Source organism: Streptomyces sp. NPDC028331 (assembly GCF_055565775.1).
Genome location: NZ_JBVHTR010000006.1, coordinates 17,539 through 36,598, shown reverse-complemented (window position 1 = coordinate 36,598; position 19,060 = coordinate 17,539). Strand labels below are relative to the sequence as shown.

Below are 19,060 nucleotides of genomic sequence, written 5' to 3'. Positions count from 1 at the left end.
CCGCCCGAGAGGCGTTGTGCGTGAGTCAAGTGATACGGAAAACAGCGGGTGGGGCGATCCGCGGAAGCCGGGATTCTGCTTTCATCTGATCCCATGGATGCCCTCTCTTCTGACCAGGCCCGGCTCGCGGGTGAGCAGCGGAAGCTAAGACTGCAGGTTCTCGGCCTCAACACCGTCGAGGCGGAGGCCACGTTCGACCGTGTCGCGCGGCTGGCGGCCAGTTTCACCCAGTCACCTCTGGCCATGGTCAACTTCATCAACGACGAGCGGCAGATGTTCCGCGGCATGTACGTGCCCACCGCTTCGCCCGACGACAAGGTGAACCCCGACGGCGGCGGGATCCCCTTCGACCTGAGCAACCTCTCCCGGGAGGCCCCCGGCGACTACGGCTTCTGCCCGCATGTGGTGGCCCAGGGGTCCCAACTGGCCCTGGACGACGTCTTCGACTACCCCCGCTTCAAGGGCAACCCCCTCGTCAACGACCTGGGCGTGCGCTCCTACCTCGGCACCCCGCTGCGCGACAACACGGGAATGATCCTGGGCACCGTGTGCGTCGCCGACTTCAAGCCCCGTGCCTGGGACCGTGGCCTGCGCGAGGGCATGCAGGAACTCACCCAGACCCTGCTGTCCGACTTCAAACTGCGCGACAGTCTGCTGGCCCAGCAGCAGGAGCTGTTCGCCGTCTTCGACGGCGCCCCCTTCCCCATCATGCTCACCGAGGGCCCCAACCACCTGCTGCGCTACGCCAACGGCAAGCAGGGCGCCGCCTTCGGCATGGTCCCGCAGTTCAGCCCGGGCCGGATGGTGCTGCCGGGCCTGGAGGCCATGGGCGTCTTCAACGCGATGGACGACGCCTACCGCACCGGCCGGCCCACCACGCTGTCCCAGGTCTCCCTCACCACGTACGACGATCCACGGCCGCAGGAGTTCACCTTCCTGTGCACACCGGTGCGCACGTCGCCCGGCGCACCGATCAGCGGGGTCCTGACGGTGGCCATGACCAGCTCCGGACAGGCCTACCCGGGCTCCGAGCAGCAGGCCTTCGCGGCCAACGTGCAGGAACGCTTCGAGCGGCTGGGCGCGATGCCGGACCCCCGGGAGAGCGCCGGCTACCGCACCTGACCACCCTTTGCGCGGTCGCTCAGGGCTCGGGTTCCTGAACTGCCCGAGCCCTGACGTCGTTGCGGACGCCGACGTGGCGGAAGCCACGGCCGGCCATGAGCACGGCCCAGGCGTGTCCCGTCGAGAACGGTTCGGCCGGCACCGAACGGTTCCGGCGTCACACTGGGAACATGGCTACGACGCACTCGGGCTCCGGCACCGCCGGTACCCGCGCTCGCCTGCAGGGGCTCGCCCTGCTCGCCGTCTGCCTCGGGTACTTCATGGTGATCCTGGACGCCACCGTGGTGACCGTCGCGCTCCCGGTGATCGGTGACTCCCTGGGGGCGTCGGTCACCGGACTCCAGTGGGTGGCCGACGGCTACACGCTGGTCTTCGCCGGGCTGCTGCCGTTCAGCGGGGGCCTCGCCGACCGGATGGGCGGCAGGCGGGTCTTCCTCGGCGGTCTCGCCGCGTTCACCCTCGGCTCGGCGGGCTGCGCCGCGGCGCCCTCCGCCGGGCTGCTCGTCGCCGCCCGCCTGGCGCAAGGTGTGGGTGCGGCCATGCTGGTGCCCGCGTCCCTGTCCGTGCTGAACACCCTGTACGAGGACCGGGCCGCCCGGGCGCGGGCGTTCGGCGTCTGGGGCGCCGTGGCGGGCCTGGGCGCCGGAGCGGGCCCGGTGCTCGGCGGTGTCCTCACCGCCGGTCTCGGCTGGCGCTCGGTCTTCCTGCTGAACCTGCCGGTGGCGGTCCTCTCGGCGGTCCTGACCCTGCGGTGCGTCCCGCACCAGCCGCCGAGCCCTCTGCGCCGGCGTGGTCTCGACCTGCCGGCCCAGAGCGCGGGCATGGTGGGCCTGGCGGCCCTGATCGGCGCGCTCATCGAGTCCGGAGAGCGCGGCTGGAGCGACGGCACGGTCCTCGCGGCCTGGGCGGTGTGCGCCCTCGGGTTCGGCGCGTTCCTGGTGCTGGAGGCGCGCTCCCGGGCGCCGATGCTGCCGTTGTCCCTCTTCCGGAGCCGTGAGCTGTCCGCCTCCGTCGGTGTGGGCGGCCTGTTCAACATGGGTTTCTACGGACTGCTGTTCCTGGCCCCGCTGTACTTCGAGCGGGTGCGGCACTACAGCGCGCTGCGGACCGGGGTCGTGTTGCTGCCCGCCGTGTGCCTGGTGGCCCTCGGCTCCGCGGTGGCCGGACGGGTGATCGCCCGGACCGGGCCGCGGGTGCCGATGGTGACGGGGATGCTGACAGGCGCGGCGGGCCTGCTCGGCTGGCTGGCCGCCGGGCCCCGCACCCCCTACGTTCTGCTGGTGCTGCCCATGGCCGCCGTCGGCTTCGGCACCGCGTACACGATGCCCGCCGCCACCGCGGCCGCCATGGAGGCCGCACCCGCCGAACGCGGCGGGGCCGCCTCCGCCCTGCTGAACACCTCCCGTCAGACCGGCAGCGCGGTGGGCATCGCCCTGTTCGGCACCCTGGTCGCCGGACACCTGGCGACGGGACTGCACCGGTCGGCCGTGGTGGCCGCGGCGGGGTTCGTCATGGCGGCGATCCTCTCGGCACGCTTCGTCCGGGCCCCGGCCGCCGCGTCCCGGTGAGGGGCCCGGTGACGAGGAGCCCGGGCCGCCGACCGGCGCGATGCCGCACGGGGCCCCGTCACCCGGCGGCAGAGCCGTCGGCCGTCATCGCCACCTCCCTGGCCCAGCGGTAGTCGGCCTTGCCGCTGGGCGAGCGCCGGATGACGTCCGTGACGACGAGCCGGCGCGGGATCTTGTAGCCCGCGAGCCGTGTCCGGCAGTGGGCCTGGATGTCCTCCAGGGAGGGACGGGCCGCGCCCCGGCGCACCTGTACGACGGCCGCCACATGGTTGCCCCAGGTCGCGTCCGGCACCCCGGCCACCAGCGCGTCGTACACGTCCGGATGCGACTTGAGCGCCTGTTCGACCTCCTCCGGGTACACCTTCTCGCCGCCGGTGTTGATGCACTGCGAGCCACGCCCCAGGACGGTGACGACTCCCTCCTCGTCGACCGTCGCCATGTCGCCGAGCAGCACCCAGCGTTCGCCGTCCTTCTCGAAGAACGTCTCCGCCGTTTTCGCCGGGTCGTTGTAGTACCCGAGCGGTACGTGGCCGCGCTGCGCGATGCGGCCCACCTCGCCGGCCGTCACGGGCTCGTGGGTGACCGGGTCCACGACCGCGGTCCGGGAGTTGACCCGGATGCGGAAGCCCCGGTCCGGGCCGGAGTCGGGGGTCGCGGTGCCGTTGAAGCCGGACTCCGAGGAGCCGAAGTTGTTGAGCAGCACGGCGTTCGGGACGAGTGCCTGGAACTGCGCGCGCACGGTCTCCGACATGATCGCCCCGGACGACGACACGCTGAACAGGGACGAGCAGTCGGTGCCCTTCATCGGCCCGCTCAGCGCGTCGATCAGCGGTCGCAACATCGCGTCGCCCACCAGCGACACGCTGGTGACCCTCTCCTTCGCGATCGTGCGCAGCACCTCTTCCGGCACGAACTTGCGATGCAATACGACCCGCTGGCCGAAGTGGAACCCGATGAACGCGGTGAGGGTCGACGTGCCGTGCATCAGCGGGGGAGTGGGGAAGAAGGTGATGCCCTCGCCGCCGGCCGCGACCCGCTCGGCCAGTTCCTCCGGCTTCCCGACCGGCTCGCCGGTCGGGGCGCCGCCGCCCAGGCCGGAGAAGAACAGGTCCTCCTGCCGCCACATCACACCCTTCGGCATGCCGGTCGTGCCGCCGGTGTAGATGATGAACTGGTCGTCGCCCGAGCGGGCCGGGAAGCCCCGCCCGGACGACCCGCCGGCCTCGGCGTCGGCGAAGTCCACCGCGGACAGCGCGGCCGCGTCCGGTGCGGGAGTCCCCACCCGCACCAGGTGCCGCAGCTTCCCCGCCCCCGGCAGCGCCGCCGCGACCCGGTCGGTGAACTCCGCGTCGAAGACCAGCGCCACCAGGTCCGCGTCCCGGTAGAGGTACAGCAACTCCTCTGCCACATAGCGGTAGTTGACGTTGACCGGCACGATCCGGGCCTTGAGGCAGCCCAGCACCGTCTGCAGGTACTCGACGCCGTTGTACAGATGCAGCCCCAGGTGCTCCCCCGGGCGTATCCCCGCGTCCAGCAGGTGGTGTCCGATGCGGTTGGCCGCCCGGTCCAGCTCCGCGTAGGTGAGACGGCGCTCCGCACCCGTGCCGGGGTGGTCGACGTACACGAGCGCCTCGCGGTCCGCGGCCACGTCGACGACCGACTCGAACAGGTCGGCAAGGTTGTACTCCACCGCTCCTCCTGACCTCGGCCCCGCACGGCGAAGAAGGACGCATCCGACGGTTCGCGGTCATCAGAGCAAAGCCCGGCGCAACTGTGAAGGGTCCCGGGCCAAGAAATCTGACTAGGTGTCAGAAAACTCTTGTCCTTGTTCCACCCCTCCTGCAACCTGTTCTCGTTCTGCAGACGGGAGGAACCGATGGGTGGCACCGAACACCTCACCGTGCAGCGCGAAGGCGCCACACTGGTGCTCACGCTCAACCGGCCGGAGGCCAGGAACGCGCTCTCGTTGCCGATGCTGGTGGGGCTCTACGACGGATGGGTCGAGGCCGACGAGGACGACACCGTCCGCTCGATCGTGCTCACCGGCGCCGGCGGCTCCTTCTGCGCCGGAATGGATCTCAAGGCCCTCGCCGGCCGGGGCATGGAAGGGCAGCGGTACCGCGAGCGGCTGAACGCCGACCCGGACCTGCACTGGAAGGCGATGCTGCGCCACCACCGCCCCCGCAAACCGGTGATCGCCGCCGTCGAGGGGCCCTGCGTGGCGGGCGGCACCGAGATCCTCCAGGGCACCGACATCCGGGTGGCCGCCGAGTCCGCGACCTTCGGCCTCTTCGAGGTCCGGCGCGGACTGTTCCCGATCGGCGGCTCCACGGTCCGCCTCCAGCGGCAGATCCCGCGCACCCACGCCCTGGAAATGCTGCTCACCGGGCGCGCCTACGCCGCGCGCGAGGCCGCCGCCGTCGGACTCGTCGGCCATGTCGTGCCCGACGGCACCGCCCTCGCCAAGGCCCTGGAGATCGCCGAACAGATCAACGGCTGCGGGCCGCTGGCCGTCGAGGCCGTCAAGGCGTCCGTGTACGAGACCGCCGAGATGACGGAGACCGACGGGCTCGCCGCCGAACTCAAGCGCGGCTGGCCGGTCTTCGACACCGCGGACGCCAGGGAAGGCGCCCGCGCCTTCGCGGAGAAACGCCCGCCCGTCTACAAGCGCGCCTGACCCACCGAAGGAGTCCGCAAGGATGCCGGAAGTCCTCAAAGCCCCCCTCGTCGTCGAGTTCCCCTTCACCCGCTCCCTCGGCCCCGTCCAGAGCGCCTTCCTCACCGGCCTGCGCGAACGCGTCGTCCTGGGGGTGCGGACCGGTGACGGACGCACGCTCGTCCCACCCGTCGAGTACGACCCCGTGACCGCCGAGGACATCCGCGACCTCGTCCACGTGGCCTCCACCGGCACGGTCACCACCTGGGCCTGGAACCACGAACCCCGCCGCGGTCAGCCCCTCACCACCCCCTTCGCCTGGGTCCTGGTCAAGCTCGACGGCGCCGACACCGCCCTGCTGCACGCCCTCGACGCCCCCGGCCCCGACGCCGTGCACACGGGCATGCGGGTCCGGATCCGCTGGGCCGAGGAACGCTCCGGTGCCATCACCGACATCGCCTGCTTCGAGCCGTACGACGGTGAGGACACCGAAGTCGCCGTTCACGCCGGTGAGTTCGCGGAACCGGTCACCGGCATCGTCGCCCACGCACGCCTCGACTACACCTACTCGCCCGGCCGCGCCCAGTCCGCCTACATCGCCGCCCTCTCCGGCCGGCGGACCGTCGGGGAGCGCTGCCCGTCCTGCCGCAAGGTGTACGTCCCGCCGAGGGGCGCGTGTCCCACCTGCGGGGTCGCCACCCACGAACAGGTCGAAGTGGGCCCCCGCGGCACCGTCACCACCTTCTGCATCGTCAACATCAAGGCGAAGAACCTCGACATCGAGGTGCCGTACGTCTACGCGCACATCGCCCTGGACGGCGCCGACCTCGCCCTGCACGGCCGCATCGGCGGCATCCCCTACGACCAGGTGCGCATGGGCCTGCGGGTCGAGCCGGTGTGGACCGAAGGGGCGCGCTACCCCGACCACTACCGGCCGACCGGCGAACCCGACGCCGACTACGACGCGTTCAAGGAGCTGCTGTGACCCGCGAGATCGCCGTCGTCGCCTTCGCCCAGACCACCCACCGGCGCACCAGCGAGGAGCTCTCCGAGGTGGAGATGCTCATGCCGGTCCTGCACCGGGTCCTGGAACGCACCGGCCTGAAGACCGCGGACATCGGCTTCACCTGCTCCGGTTCCAGCGACTACCTGGCCGGCCGCGCCTTCTCCTTCACCCTCGCCCTGGACGGGGTGGGCGCCTGGCCGCCGATCTCCGAGTCGCACGTCGAGATGGACGGCGCCTGGGCGCTGTACGAGGCGTGGACCAAGCTGCTCACCGGCGACGCCGACACCGCGCTCGTCTATTCCTACGGCAAGTCCTCACCCGGCTCCGTACGGGACGTGCTGACCCGGCAGCTCGACCCCTACTACGTCGCCCCCCTGTGGCCCGACTCCGTGGCCCTGGCCGCCCTCCAGGCACAGGCGCTCATCGACGCGGGCCGGACCGACGAGCCGGCGCTGGCCGGGATCGCCGCCCGCAACCGTGCGGCGGCGAGCGCCAACCCCCATGCCCAGCTCAGGGGTCCCGCACCCCAGGGGGACTACCTCGTACGGCCGTTGCGCACCGGGGACTGCCCGCCGATCGGGGACGGAGCCGCGGCCGTGATCCTCGCGGCGGGGGAGCGGGCCCGGGAGCTGTGCGCACGGCCCGCCTGGATCCGGGGCATCGACCACCGCATCGAGGCCCACGGGCTCGGGACGCGCGACCTGACGGACTCGCCGTCCACGCGGCTCGCCGCCGAGAAGGCCGGCGCCTTCGAACGGCCCGTCGACACCGCCGAGTTGCACGCGCCCTTCACCTCCCAGGAGGTGATCCTGCGCCAGGCGCTCCGTCTCGGCGACGACGTCACCGTCAATCCTTCCGGGGGCGCCCTCGCCGCCCACCCGGTCATGGCCGCCGGGCTCGTCCGCATCGGCGAGGCCGCCGCCCGCATCCACCGCGGGGAGTCCGACCGCGCCCTGGCCCACGCCACCTCCGGGCCGTGTCTGCAACAGAATCTGGTCGCCGTACTCGAAGGGGATCCGCGATGAGCAAGGAGCCCGTGGCCGTCGTCGGGATCGGCCAGACCAAGCACGTGGCGGCGCGCCGGGACGTGTCGATCGCGGGCCTGGTGCGCGAGGCCGCCGCACGCGCCCTGGAGGACGCCGAGTCGACCTGGGCCGACATCGAGGCCGTCGTCATCGGGAAGGCGCCCGACTTCTTCGAGGGCGTGATGATGCCGGAGCTGTACCTGGCCGACGCCCTCGGCGCCGTCGGCAAGCCCATGCTGCGGGTGCACACGGCCGGCTCGGTCGGCGGTTCCACCGCGCTCGTCGCCGCCAACCTCGTCGCCGCCCGGGTCCACCGCACCGTGCTGACCCTGGCCTTCGAGAAACAGTCCGAGTCCAACGCCATGTGGGGCCTGTCGCTCCCGATCCCCTTCCAGCAGCCGCTGCTGGCCGGCGCGGGCGGCTTCTTCGCGCCGCACGTACGCGCCTACATGCGGCGCAGCGGAGCGCCCGACACCGTGGGCTCGCTGGTCGCATACAAGGACCGGCGCAACGCGCTCAAGAACCCGTACGCGCATCTGCACGAACACGACATCACCCTGGAGAAGGTGCAGTCCTCGCCCATGCTCTGGGACCCCATCCGCTACTCCGAGACGTGTCCCTCCTCCGACGGGGCCTGCGCCATGGTGCTCACCGACCGTGCGGGGGCGGCCCGTTCGCCCCGGCCGCCCGCCTGGGTGCTCGGCGGCGCGATGCGCAGCGAGCCGACCCTCTTCGCGGGCAAGGACTTCGTGTCCCCCCGGGCCGGCAAGGACTGCGCCGCCGACGTCTACCGGCAGGCCGGGATCACCGACCCGCGCCGGGACATCGACGCGGCGGAGATCTACGTGCCGTTCTCCTGGTACGAACCGATGTGGCTGGAGAACCTCGGTTTCGCCGAGGAGGGCGAGGGCTGGAAACTCACCGAGTCCGGGGTGACCGAACTCGACGGAGACCTTCCCGTCAACATGTCGGGCGGGGTGCTCTCCACCAACCCCATCGGCGCCTCCGGCATGATCCGCTTCGCCGAGGCGGCGCTCCAGGTGCGCGGGCAGGCCGGGGAACACCAGGTGGACGGGGCCCGCCGGGTACTCGGGCACGCCTACGGCGGCGGGTCGCAGTTCTTCTCCATGTGGCTGGTCGGCGACCGGCCGCCCAGCTCCTGAAGGCATCCCCCTCACGTGCCCTGTCGGCCGTGCGATGCGATCGCTAGGCTGGCCGCGGACGACGAACCGGGAGGAGCACGGACGTGGCCGAGAGCACCATCCAGCAGCACCCGCTCGCGGGCTGGGACAAGCCGGAGCTGGACCTCAGCAACGCCGAGTGGCAGTCCAGCAGCCGAGGGCTCGGGGATGTCCAGATCGCCTTCGTGGAGGGCTTCATCGCGATGCGCAACAGCGGCCGCCCCGAGAGCCCTTCCCTCATCTTCACCCCCGCGGAGTGGGGCGCGTTCGTGTCGGGTGCGCGGGAGGGGGAGTTCGACCTCACCTGAGCCTGAGTCCTCGCCATCGGTCCCCAGCCCGCCGCCGAATCTCCGGACACGCCGCCGGTGAACCCGCCCCGGGCCGCCCGCTGCGTCAGGCTGATCCCCGGGGAACCACAGCCGCGTCCCGGAGGCGAGGATTCCATGAGCACCGAGCCGGTCATCGCGGCCGTCGACGGATCGGACGACAGTCTGCGCGCCCTGGACTGGGCGCTGACCGCCGCACGGCTGCGCGAGGCGCCACTGCGGGTGGTCCATGTGCGGCAGTACGGACCCTGGGCGCAGCCCGGCGCCCTGGTCGCCGGACCCCCGGCGCCCACGGAGGACCCGGTGCTCGCGGAGGCCAGGGCGCGTCTGGACGACAGGACCGACCGCCCGGTCACCGATCACCTGGCGGTGGACGGCTCCCCGGCCACCGTGCTGCCCGAACTCGGCGCCCACGCCCAGCTCATGGTGCTCGGCAGCCGGGGCCGCGGCGGCTTCGCGAGCCTGCTGCTCGGCTCCACGAGCCTGGCCGCCGCACGCGACACCGCCTGCCCGGTGGTCGTGGTGCCGCGGCCGGGCCGCGAGGTGCACGAAGGGCCGCCCGCCGCGCCCGGCCCACGCGTGGTCGTCGGCCTGCACGTGGACAGCCCCGCCGAGGCCACCCTCGCCTTCGCGTTCGCGGAGGCGGCCCGCCGCGACGCCCGGCTGCACGTGATCGCCACGCATCCCTGGCCCCCGCTGGAGATCTGGCCGGCGCCCGGCGAACTCATGCCCCCGGCCGTCGACGAGGACGCCGTCGAGGACGAGATCCGGACCCTGGCCGCGGGCCTCCTGGCCCCCCACCACGACCGGCACCCGGACGTGCCGGTCGACCTCTCCACGCCACCCGGCGGCGCGGCAGGCCACCTCGTCGCGGCGTCCCCGGGCGCCGAACTGGTCGTGGTGGGCCGCCACCGCCGCCGCCTCCTCGCCCCGGCCCGCATGCTCGGCTCGGTGACCCAGGCGGTCCTGCTCCACGCGGCGAGTCCCGTTGCGGTGGTCCCGCCCGCCGTCGAGGCCGCCGGATGATGCACGAACACGCCGCGCCCACCCCGGCCCTGATGGCATGATCACGCCCGGAGGTGGACGACCATGGCACTGAACGCCGACGACCGGACGGCCGTCACCGAGCTGCTGTCCCTGCACGGGCACCTGTTCGATGCCGGTGAGCTGGACCGGCTCGACGAGCTGTTCACCGAGGACGTCGTCTACGACGTCACCGGCTTCGGCCAGGAGCCGCTGACCGGCATCGCCGCCGTCCGGGAGGCGTCCCTCGCCCTCGGCGCGGCGAACCCGGTCGCGCACCACATCACCAACGTCGTCCTGACCGAGATCGGCCCCGGGCGGGTGCACGCCCTGTCCAAGGGCCTCGGGATCCGTACGGACGGCACCTGCGGCAGCGTGACCTACGACGACACGGTCGTCCGCGGGCGGGACGGCTGGCGGATCAGCCGGCGCCGGGTGATCCCGCGTCGCGTCCCGCTCGGCGGAGCATGATCGGTTCTGCGCACCGGAGGTGATCGGCTCATGCGCGCCGGACGCGATCGGTTCGTGCGCTGCCGGCATGATCGTTCATGTACGGCGGACATGGTCGGATCACGCTCCGCCGAGCGTGATCGGCTTCGCCGGGGGGCGGACCCGGTTTCACGGCCGGGCACGTACCATTGCGGCATGTCCTTCCTCCGCCGCCGCAGTGCCACTCCCGCCGGGCCCGATTTCGACGTACTGGCCATGGATCCGGGGGACTGGCCGGGCAATCTCGGTGCCGGCCTGCTGCCCGCGCCCGACGGCAGTTGCCAGGGCGTCTTCCTGCGCTACGACCTCTTCGGCGGTCGCGGCCCCGCGATGATCATCGGCAATCTGCCGGAGGGCTCTCCGGCCCGGGACGTCGCCGAGGGCGAGGTCCCCTTCGAGGTGGCCCAGCTCCTGCTCGCGCTGGAGAACGACGAGGAGGTCACCGTCGTCGGCAGCGAGGACATCCCGGTGATGCAGGGCGACAACCTGCTCATCGTGCGCCGCCTCAAGCTCTCCGAGGGCCGGATCTCCTGCGTCCAGTTCGACCGCAGCGACGGCGTCCTGGTGACCATCGCCGCCTGGGACCGCCCCATCACCGACGATCTGTACGCACTGCTGAAGCCCCTCCCCGCGGAGCTGTTCCAGCAGGGCTGACACCCCCGGACGGATCGGAGGGCCGGGACCGCCCGTGGTCCCGGCCCTCCGTCGCGTGCTTACTACGCCGACGGCAGCACCCGCACGTCCGCCGCCCGGACGAACGCCACGCGATGGCCGAACTGGATCTCGTAGTACAGGTCCTTGCCGACCACCACCCGGTGCGAGTCCGCGGTGAACGTGGTCGAGTAGAAGTACTCACCGGGCACCACGCCGCCGATCGCATACCGCTGGCCCGCCGGGAGCCGGTACGGCAGCGGCGAGACCGACTGCACGGGCACCCCCTCCGGATAGGCCTCCTTCTCGGGGTACGCGCGGCCGTACACCGGGATGTCCGTGAGACCGTCCCCGGGCGTCACCACCCACCCGGACGCGTTCACCGCCGTCGGCTGCTCGTCCGGGTTCCTGAACCAGGCCTTCTGGCCCAGGTACCAGATCGCCGTCCACTCCCCGTCCCGGTCCGCCACCGCGTACCGCTGGCCCGTGGAGGCCCGGGAGCCGACGTCGTTCACGTCGGTCGTCGAGTCGTCGCCCCGGGGGTGCAGGCCGATGTCCTTGATCAGCGGCGCGGACTCGTCCGGCGCGCTGTACAGTCGGACCTCGCTGGAGCCGTGCGCCGGGCACGCCTCGCCCGCCGCGGTGCAGCCCGTGTACCGCGGCTGGTTCGCGGCGTAGTCCGGGAGGATCGTCACCAGCCCGCCCCTCGGCCCGGCCGTGGCGTGCAACGGCCTGCCGAGCAGCTCGAAGTAGTGCCGCCAGTCCCAGTACGGGCCGGGATCGGTGTGCATCCCCGGGATGTACGACGTCGTCGGGCCCGGAACGTTGTCATGGCCGAGGATGTGCTGACGGTCCAGCGGGATGCCGTACTTCCCGGCCAGGTACTTCACCAGTCGTGCCGACGACCGGTACATGGCCTCCGTGTACCAGGCGTCCGGAGAGGTGAGGAAGCCCTCGTGCTCGATGCCGACCGACGCGGCGTTGACGTACCAGTTGCCCGCGTGCCAGGCCACGTCCTTCGCCTTCACATGCTGGGCGATCAGTCCGTCCGTCGAGCGCACGGTGTAGTTCCACGACACATAGGTCGGGTCCTGGACCAGCTTCAGGACGCCGTCCCACCGGCCTTCCGTGTCATGGATGACGATGTACCTGATGCGCTGCGAGACCGGCCGGTCCCCCAGGTCGTGGTTGCCGTAGTCGTCGTCCCCGAACTGCGCGTACGGCGCCGGGACCCACGCGCAGGACACGCTCCTCGGGCACTCGGTCCCGTCCGCGTCGGCCGCGCGCAGCCCGGCGCGCCCCAGTCGGGCGGTGTCGGGCGCCAGGCCCGGCTGTGCGGCGAGCCGCACGCTCTCACCGGTGTCCGTGGTGCGCTGCTCGCCCTCGCGCAGCACCGCGAAGACGTCGTTCGCGTACGCGGCCGCCGTGGCGGTGTCGTCGGCGCCGGAGAACTCCGCCACCGCCGCGTACCAGTCGGCGGGGTCGGCGCTCAGTGGCTCGCCGAGCTGTTTCTGTGCGGCGGCGAGCAGGGCGGCCCCGCCCGCGATGTTCGCCGCCGGGTCGGTGCGCAGCCGCTCGGCCGGCAGACCGGTGAGCGCGGCGGCCCGGACCAGCGTCTTCAGCCGGGCCGGCAGCTGCGCGTCCGCGGGCACCTTCGTGGTGGGCCGCAGGGCGGGACGCGCCTGGTCGCCGCGCGCGTCGTCCATGCCCTCGCTGCGGTGGACGGCCTCGGTGGCGATCGCGGTACGGGCATCGGTCAGGTGCATGGGGCCGTAGCCGCCCGCGACGCTCGGCGCGCCCGAGTGCGTGTCCCAGCGGGACTGGAGGTAGGAGACGCCGAGGAGCACGCTCTGCGGCACGTGGTACCGGGCGGACGCGGCGGCGAACGCGCTCCGCAGCCCGGCGGGGGTGTGGTGCCGGGGTGCCGGGGCGGCGCCCAGCAGGGGCAACAGCAGCGCCGCCGAGGCGACGGCGCCCGCGGTCCTGAAGGTGCGTCTGTGCCCGGCGGGGGCGTGGGGGTCGGCGGCGGATTTTCGCAAGGCAGCCTCCTGGGACGGTCGGGCGCTGTGGGGAGTGCGGGCCGAACGTCCGTCAGTGGTACCCGGTCACCGACGTCCCGTCAATCATGTCCACAGATAGAGGAATTGCCACGTCAGTGCGGTTGCCGTGGGGTTCCGCGGTGGCGGTGGCAGGGCCTGCGGGGCGTCACCGGTATGGACCGGTGACCCGAACGGTGGACCGTCGGACGGACCCCTTGGTGGCCGGACACGACGAAGGCCCGCGGTGCGCCACTCTTGCGAGCGCACCGCGGGCCCACGTCCCCGTCAGCGAGTGCCGACCGCCGCTCGCACGGCCCGGCGGGCCATCTGGCAGTCGTCGTGCAGCCGCCGCAGCAGCAGCCGCTGCTCCTCGCCGGACGGCGCAGCGCCCGGGTGGGCCACTCCCGGTGCCGCCGGGGTCGTGTCGTGCATCGAACGCTGCACGGCCGTCTCGTACGTGCGGATCTCACGGGTCAGGACGAGCATCAGGTTGACCAGGAACGCGTCGCGCGACGCCGGTCCCGCCGACTGCGCGATCTGGCTGATCTGCCGCCGGGCCACCGGGGCGTCACCGAGGACCGCCCACAGTGTCGCCAGGTCGTACCCGGGCAGGTACCAGCCCGCGTGCTCCCAGTCCAGCAGCACCGGACCCGCCGGCGAGAGCAGGATGTTCGACAGCAGTGCGTCGCCGTGGCAGAACTGGCCCATGCCCTGCCGGCCGGCCGACTGGGCGATGCCGTGCAGCAACTTCTGCAGATCGCCCAGGTCCCGGTCCGTGAGCAGACCCAGATCGTGGAAGCGCGCGATCCGCTCCGCGTAGTCCAGCGGGGCGTCGAACGTGCCCGCCGGCGGACGCCAGGCATTGAGCCGGCAGATCGCGCCCAGCGCCGCCCGGATGTCCGCGCGCGGCGGCGCCTCCACCGGATGCCGCTGCAGCGCGGCCACCCGGCCCGGCATCCGCTCGATCACCAGGGTGCAGTTGTCCGGGTCCGCCGCGATCAGCCGGGGCACCCGCACCGGGGGGCGGTGCCGGACGAACGAGCGGTACGCAGCTATCTCGTGCCGCAGCCGCTCGGACCAGATCGGGGACTGGTCGAGTAAACACTTGGCCACGGCCGTACTGCGCCCCGTGGTGCCGACGAGGAGCACGGAACGCCCGCTGCGGCGCAGCACCTGCACGGGTGTGAACTCCGGGCAGATGCGGTGCACCGAGGCGATCGCCGTGCGCAACTGCGCGCCCTGGGGGCCGGACAAGTCGATTCTCCCGCTGAGCGGCTGGGTGCCGACGCCCGGGACGCGCCGCGTCCTGCCGGCACCGAGCACGGGGGCCGCCGGTCGCGCGGGCTCGAGATAGGGGCCGCCGACGCCCGGGCGGGGGCGCAGCGACCGGGGCGGGGCGGACACGGAGGACGATGCTGCGTACATGGGTGAGACAGATCCCTTCGTGTGCCTGCGAATTCCGCGCCCGCCCGGCCCGGCCGCCGCCGGCACCCTGGGGAATGTCCCTGCGGCGACCGGGTCGGGGTGGCGCGTTCCTACCTGACACCCGATGGGCCGTGGCACACCATCTGGCGCACCCTGGCGAACCCTGGCGAATAGTCCCGCTGCAACTGACAGCGGGCTACTGTCAACTCAGCCGAGAACCTGGGGGCTTGATGTGAGCGGACAACCCAACACCCGCCTCGCGGACCTGTTCGGCCTCTCCGGCTGGTCCAAGGGCGAACTCGCGAGGATGGTCAACCGGAAGGCGGCGGCCATGGGCCACCCCCAGCTGGCGACCGACACCTCACGGGTGCGGCGTTGGATCGACATGGGAGAGATCCCGCGCGATCCGGTGCCGCGGGTGCTGGCGGCGCTGTTCACCGAGCGACTCGGCCGTGTCGTGACCATCGAGGACCTCGGTCTGGTCCGGCACGGGCGCGCGGGGAGACGGCGTGACGAAGGGAGTGCTCAGCACCCCGACGGAGTCCCGTGGGCGCCCGAGCGGACTGCTGCGGTCCTCACCGAATTCACGGGAATGGACCTCATGCTCAACCGACGCGGCTTGGTGGGCGCGGGCGCCGCGCTCGCCGCAGGATCCGCACTCAGCAGCGCCATGCACGACTGGCTGCGCACCGATCCGGCCCTGGCGGCCGATGCCCCCCGCTACGACGACCCCCTGCACGCCGACCCCGCCGGGTTCGACCGCTACGAGGCCGCCCCCATCGGGTCGCAGGAGGTCGAGGAACTCGAGCGCTCGGTGGAGGTGTTCCGGGCCTGGGACGCGGCCCGCGGCGGCGGCCTGCAGCGCAAGGCGGTCGTGGGACAGCTCAACGAGGTGGGGGGCATGCTCGCCTACCGCCACCCCGACCATCTGCAGCGCCGCCTGTGGGGCGTCGCCGCCAACCTCGCCGTCCTCGCGGGCTGGATGTCGCACGACATCGGCCTGGAACCCACGGCCCAGAAGTACTTCGTCATCGCCGCGCACGCGGCCCGTGAGGGCGGCGACCGGCCCCGCGCCGGGGAGGCGCTGTCCCGTGCCGCCCGGCAGATGGTGCACCTCGGCCGGCCCGACGACGCGCTGGACCTGATGCAGCTCGCCAGATCCGGCTCCGGGGACGAGGTGCTGCCGCGCACCCGGGCCATGCTCTGCACCATCGAGGCCTGGGCACAGGCGTCGATGGGCAAGGGGCAGGCCATGCGGCGCACCCTCGGAGAGGCGGAGGACCTGTTCGTCTCCGACAAGGGGGACGTGCCGCCGCCGAGCTGGATGCAGATGTTCGACGAGGCGGATCTGCACGGCATGCAGGCCCTGGCCTACCGCACCCTCGCCGAACACGAGCCGGGCGCGGCCCTCATCGCGCAGAACCATGCCAAGGAGGCGCTGGAACTGCGCGGAGCGGGCCGGGACCGGTCGAAGATCTTCGATCACATCTCGATGGCCTCCGCCTGCTTCATCGCCGACGACCCCGAACAGGCCGACCGGTACGCCCGTCTGGCTCTGACGTCGATGGGGGCGAACTCCTCCCAGCGCACCTGGGACCGGCTGCGTGAGATGTACCGGCTCACCGCGCAGTACTCGAGCTATCCGAAGATCCAGGACCTGCGTGAGGAGATCGAACAGGCGCTGCCGAAGGGCCTGTCGAAGCCGAGGGGCGGCAACCGGGCGCAGGCGTAGAAGGGCTGCGCGTCCTCGTCGGGAACAGCCGGGAACAGGGGCGGGCGGAGCCGTCCCGATCCGACCCGACCGTCAGGAGAGCACCCTGGCGACGAGCACGCACGCGTCGTCCTCACGCCCGCTCTCGCCGAGCTCCTCCAGCACGGTCCGTACGCAGTCCTGGGCCGTGCGCTCTGCGCCGAGACGCGGAGCCAGGTCCAGCAGCCTGTGCACGGCCTCCGTGCCCGTGTGCCGCGGGACCAGTCCGTCGGTGTACAGGAGCAGTAGGTCGCCTTTCCGAAGGGTCTCCTCGGCCTGCCCGTAGGCGGCTTGGGGCCTCGCCCCGAGCAGGACGCCGTCGGGTGCGGCCAGCACGCGCCCCGTCCCGTCGCGCAACAGCAGCGGGGCGGGGTGTCCTGCCTGCGCCCAGCTCAGGGTGCGTGTGGCGGGCCGGTAGCGGCAGCACACCGCGCTGCCCAGCGCCGGCTGGTCCGAGGCGTCCAGGAGCTGGTTGAGCCAGTCCAGCAGGCGGCCGGGCGCGGTGCCGGCCATGGCCATGCCGCGCAGGGCGCCGATCAGGGTCGCGATGCCGGAGGCCACCGTCATGCCGTGTCCGGTGAGGTCGCCGACGCCGAGGAGCGTGTCCCCGCCGGGGAGTTCGAAGGCGTCGTACCAGTGACCGCCGATCGGGGCGCTCGTGGACGCGGGAAGATGGCGGGCGGCCAGGTCCAGGGCGCCGGCGCCCTGCCGCGCAAGCCGCAGGGCGCCGCGCCGCGGCGGCAGCACGGCCTCCTGCAGTTCGGCCGCGAGCCGGTGCTCGGTCCCGGCCCGGTGGCGCTGCATCGCGTCGCCGGTCTCGCGCACCGTCCGTTGGCTGCGGCGCAGTTCGCTCACGTCCCGCAGCACGGCCCACATCGAGGCGGTGCTGCCGTCGGCGTCGAGCACGGGCTCGCCCATCATGTGGACCGTGCGGACCGCGCCGTCGGGGCGCCGGATCCGGAACTCCCCGTCGATGGGCTTGCCGTCGACCAGGCAGTCGGTCACCATCGCGGTCAGCAGCGGCCGGTCCTCGTCGTGGACCAGCGAGGGCAGTTCGTCCAGGGTGAGCGCGGGGGACGAGGGATCGCGGCCGAGGATCTGGTACAGCTCGCCCGACCAGCTCGCCTCGTCGGTCAGCAGGTTCCACTCCGCGCTGCCGACCCGGCTGAGCAGGGAACCGGCGGGGGGCGTGGCGCAGGGTTCGGTAGGTGCGGGGGGCGGACCGTCCCGCAACTGCGCCAGGTGGGCGTCGAGGTCGTCGAGTTGGTGCAGCGCCAGGTCGCACAGTGCGCGCTGCCACCGGCCCTCGGGGTCCGTGCCCTCCTCCGGCGCCTCGCGTCGTACGGCGTCCACCTCGCCGCGCAGCCGCCGGGTCTGCGTGATGAGCGCGTCGACCGTGCCGCGGCTCGGCGGCGGGGCGGCGGGGCGGTCCGCGGAGAGATGGGGTGGCATGACGCGCTCCGATGCGGGGACGGTTCGACCAGGTCCGGCGGAAGGGCCGTTACGACTGTGGCACAGCCGACGACGGGGCGTAAGGGATTTGGCAACACCCGATACGGTGGTGCTTCTGGCATATGCCAAAGGCCTGCGGGGGGCGTGGTCGGAGCCGTTGACGAGCCCGTCGCACGGGTCAAGTCGTAGGCGTTATACGCCATTTGGCGTTCGAGCCGCAGACGCTCAGTCGTGCATGAGTGCGATCGATGAACGAATGTACGAGTCCGCTCGGGCTCTCAGCGGCCATCGCCCCCGTACAGCTCGGGGCGCGGCGGGAGGGCGACCGCCTCCCGGGCGCCGCTCCGCTGTGCCCGCACGCCCGCCTCGGCGACCACGGAGGCCGCGTAGCCGTCCCACGCGGACGGCCCGGTGACCCGCCCCTGCCGGGTGGCGTCGACCCAGGCCTGTACCTCGCGGTCGTAGGCGTCGGCGAACCGGACGAGATAGTCCTGCGCGACCTCCTCGCGGGCGCCGCCCGCGGTCGTGACGACCATGGTGTGCCCGTCCCCGATACGGGCGCTGCCGCCCTCGCAGACGGCCTCGCAGCGCACCTGGTAACCGAAGCCGGTGTTGACGAAGATCTCCACGTCGACGAGGGCTCCCCCCGACGTCTCGAACAGCACGAACTGCGGGTCCAGCAGGCCGTCCGGGGCGTTCGCGGACGGCCGGGGACGCAGCACGGTCACCGCGGTCGGCTCCTGGCCCAGCAGCCACCGGGCCGCGTCGATCTCGTGCGAGACGGAGCTGTTGATCAGCATGGCGGAGGTGAAGCCGGGCGGTGAGGAGACGTTGCGGTGCGTGCAGTGCAGCATCAGCGCGCGCCCCAGCCGGCCGCTGTCCAGCAGCGACTTGAGCCGCATGTACTCGGCGTCGTACCGGCGCATGAACCCCACCTGCGTGAGGCGCCGGCCGAGCCGGGACTCCGCCTCCACCACGCGCAGCGCCCCGGCGGCGTCCGGCACCAGCGGCTTCTCGCACAGCACCGGCAGTCCGCGCGCGAAGGCCGCGAGCAGCGCCTCCTCGTGGGCGGGTCCCGGTGAGGCGATCAGCACGGCCTGGACGCCGGGTGTGTCCAGCGCGGCCTCCGGTTCGGCGTGCACCACGGCGCCCTCGACACCGGCCGTGGCCTCCTTGGCGCGGTCCGTCTCGGGATCCGCCACGGCCACCACCTTCGCTCCGCTCACCACGCGGTCCAGCCTGCGTATGTGGTCGGCGCCCATGTGTCCCGCGCCCAGTACCGCCACCCCCAGCAGATCGCCCATGCGCCGCCCTCCCTCTCCGCAGACCGTCCCCGGCAGAGTAGAC

General features: G+C 72.6%; 16 protein-coding genes. 11 read left to right on the top strand and 5 right to left on the bottom strand.

Features of this window, described 5'->3' with window-relative positions; translation table 11 throughout:
• The first annotated feature begins 93 nt into the window (after positions 1 to 93).
• Together ACZ4SW_RS10105 and ACZ4SW_RS10100 are read left to right on the top strand one after the other, a co-directional pair.
• Positions 94 to 1,122 (top strand): GAF domain-containing protein, encoded by a 1,029-nt coding sequence (locus tag ACZ4SW_RS10105; RefSeq protein WP_468240430.1) that lies wholly within the window; start codon positions 94 to 96, stop codon positions 1,120 to 1,122.
• A gap of 170 nt (positions 1,123 to 1,292) precedes the next feature.
• The gene (locus ACZ4SW_RS10100; RefSeq protein WP_468240428.1) at positions 1,293 to 2,690 is read left to right on the top strand and encodes a DHA2 family efflux MFS transporter permease subunit; all 1,398 of its coding nucleotides are present in this window, start codon (positions 1,293 to 1,295) and stop codon (positions 2,688 to 2,690) included.
• 58 nt (positions 2,691 to 2,748) lie between these two features.
• Here ACZ4SW_RS10100 and ACZ4SW_RS10095 read toward each other — a convergent pair whose 3' ends face one another.
• Complete coding sequence (locus tag ACZ4SW_RS10095; RefSeq protein WP_468240426.1) at positions 2,749 to 4,380, bottom strand: acyl-CoA synthetase; 1,632 nt, start codon at positions 4,378 to 4,380, stop codon at positions 2,749 to 2,751.
• 186 nt (positions 4,381 to 4,566) lie between these two features.
• Between ACZ4SW_RS10095 and ACZ4SW_RS10090 the strand changes: the two genes are divergently transcribed.
• The 8 genes from ACZ4SW_RS10090 (at position 4,567) to ACZ4SW_RS10055 (ending at position 11,050) form a co-directional block, all read left to right on the top strand.
• Positions 4,567 to 5,367, top strand: coding sequence for a crotonase/enoyl-CoA hydratase family protein (locus tag ACZ4SW_RS10090; protein ID WP_468240423.1), 801 nt, complete (start codon positions 4,567 to 4,569; stop codon positions 5,365 to 5,367).
• A 22-nt stretch (positions 5,368 to 5,389) separates the two neighbouring features.
• Entirely contained in the window at positions 5,390 to 6,331 is a 942-nt protein-coding gene (locus tag ACZ4SW_RS10085) for a Zn-ribbon domain-containing OB-fold protein (RefSeq protein WP_468240421.1), read from the top strand.
• On the top strand, positions 6,328 to 7,377 hold the full coding sequence (locus ACZ4SW_RS10080) for a thiolase domain-containing protein (RefSeq protein WP_468240419.1): 1,050 nt from the start codon (positions 6,328 to 6,330) through the stop codon (positions 7,375 to 7,377). Before ACZ4SW_RS10085 ends, ACZ4SW_RS10080 begins: the two co-directional genes overlap by 4 nt.
• Positions 7,374 to 8,540, top strand: a complete 1,167-nt coding sequence (locus ACZ4SW_RS10075; RefSeq protein ID WP_468240416.1) for a thiolase domain-containing protein — start codon at positions 7,374 to 7,376, stop codon at positions 8,538 to 8,540. The genes ACZ4SW_RS10080 and ACZ4SW_RS10075 overlap by 4 nt, the downstream gene beginning before the upstream one ends.
• Positions 8,541 to 8,623: 83 nt before the next feature.
• Positions 8,624 to 8,866, top strand: coding sequence for a DUF397 domain-containing protein (locus ACZ4SW_RS10070; RefSeq protein ID WP_190176663.1), 243 nt, complete (start codon positions 8,624 to 8,626; stop codon positions 8,864 to 8,866).
• 135 nt (positions 8,867 to 9,001) lie between these two features.
• Entirely contained in the window at positions 9,002 to 9,910 is a 909-nt protein-coding gene (locus ACZ4SW_RS10065; protein ID WP_468240413.1) for a universal stress protein, read from the top strand.
• Positions 9,911 to 9,973: 63 nt separating this feature from the next.
• The gene (locus ACZ4SW_RS10060) at positions 9,974 to 10,378 is read left to right on the top strand and encodes a nuclear transport factor 2 family protein (protein WP_468240410.1); all 405 of its coding nucleotides are present in this window, start codon (positions 9,974 to 9,976) and stop codon (positions 10,376 to 10,378) included.
• Positions 10,379 to 10,552: 174 nt separating this feature from the next.
• The gene (locus ACZ4SW_RS10055; RefSeq protein ID WP_103844891.1) at positions 10,553 to 11,050 is read left to right on the top strand and encodes a hypothetical protein; all 498 of its coding nucleotides are present in this window, start codon (positions 10,553 to 10,555) and stop codon (positions 11,048 to 11,050) included.
• Between the two features lie 62 nt (positions 11,051 to 11,112).
• Here the strand turns inward: ACZ4SW_RS10055 and ACZ4SW_RS10050 are convergent, their stop codons facing one another.
• Both ACZ4SW_RS10050 and ACZ4SW_RS10045 read right to left on the bottom strand, forming a co-directional pair.
• Entirely contained in the window at positions 11,113 to 13,086 is a 1,974-nt protein-coding gene (locus ACZ4SW_RS10050; protein ID WP_468240408.1) for an N-acetylmuramoyl-L-alanine amidase, read from the bottom strand.
• A gap of 285 nt (positions 13,087 to 13,371) precedes the next feature.
• Positions 13,372 to 14,511, bottom strand: a complete 1,140-nt coding sequence (locus ACZ4SW_RS10045) for an aminoglycoside phosphotransferase family protein (protein WP_468240405.1) — start codon at positions 14,509 to 14,511, stop codon at positions 13,372 to 13,374.
• 232 nt (positions 14,512 to 14,743) lie between these two features.
• On the opposite strand from ACZ4SW_RS10045, the gene ACZ4SW_RS10040 reads away from it, so the two are divergent.
• A complete protein-coding gene (locus tag ACZ4SW_RS10040) occupies positions 14,744 to 16,243 on the top strand; it encodes a DNA-binding protein NsdB (protein ID WP_468240403.1) in 1,500 nt (499 codons plus the stop codon).
• 72 nt (positions 16,244 to 16,315) lie between these two features.
• On the opposite strand, the gene ACZ4SW_RS10035 is transcribed toward ACZ4SW_RS10040, so the two are convergent.
• On the bottom strand, positions 16,316 to 17,713 hold the full coding sequence (locus ACZ4SW_RS10035) for a PP2C family protein-serine/threonine phosphatase (protein ID WP_468240400.1): 1,398 nt from the start codon (positions 17,711 to 17,713) through the stop codon (positions 16,316 to 16,318).
• Between the two features lie 278 nt (positions 17,714 to 17,991).
• The gene (locus tag ACZ4SW_RS10030) at positions 17,992 to 19,017 is read right to left on the bottom strand and encodes a Gfo/Idh/MocA family protein (RefSeq protein WP_468240398.1); all 1,026 of its coding nucleotides are present in this window, start codon (positions 19,015 to 19,017) and stop codon (positions 17,992 to 17,994) included.
• Between the last annotated feature and the right edge of the window lie 43 nt (positions 19,018 to 19,060).

Coding starts and splice junctions, on each gene's coding strand:
- ACZ4SW_RS10105 (WP_468240430.1), top strand. CDS start 94: ATGGATGCCCTCTCTTCTGACCAGGCCCGGCTCGCGGGTGAGCAGCGG.
- ACZ4SW_RS10100 (WP_468240428.1), top strand. CDS start 1,293: ATGGCTACGACGCACTCGGGCTCCGGCACCGCCGGTACCCGCGCTCGC.
- ACZ4SW_RS10090 (WP_468240423.1), top strand. CDS start 4,567: ATGGGTGGCACCGAACACCTCACCGTGCAGCGCGAAGGCGCCACACTG.
- ACZ4SW_RS10085 (WP_468240421.1), top strand. CDS start 5,390: ATGCCGGAAGTCCTCAAAGCCCCCCTCGTCGTCGAGTTCCCCTTCACC.
- ACZ4SW_RS10075 (WP_468240416.1), top strand. CDS start 7,374: ATGAGCAAGGAGCCCGTGGCCGTCGTCGGGATCGGCCAGACCAAGCAC.
- ACZ4SW_RS10065 (WP_468240413.1), top strand. CDS start 9,002: ATGAGCACCGAGCCGGTCATCGCGGCCGTCGACGGATCGGACGACAGT.
- ACZ4SW_RS10060 (WP_468240410.1), top strand. CDS start 9,974: ATGGCACTGAACGCCGACGACCGGACGGCCGTCACCGAGCTGCTGTCC.
- ACZ4SW_RS10055 (WP_103844891.1), top strand. CDS start 10,553: ATGTCCTTCCTCCGCCGCCGCAGTGCCACTCCCGCCGGGCCCGATTTC.
- ACZ4SW_RS10045 (WP_468240405.1), bottom strand. CDS start 14,511: ATGTACGCAGCATCGTCCTCCGTGTCCGCCCCGCCCCGGTCGCTGCGC.
- ACZ4SW_RS10035 (WP_468240400.1), bottom strand. CDS start 17,713: ATGCCACCCCATCTCTCCGCGGACCGCCCCGCCGCCCCGCCGCCGAGC.
- ACZ4SW_RS10030 (WP_468240398.1), bottom strand. CDS start 19,017: ATGGGCGATCTGCTGGGGGTGGCGGTACTGGGCGCGGGACACATGGGC.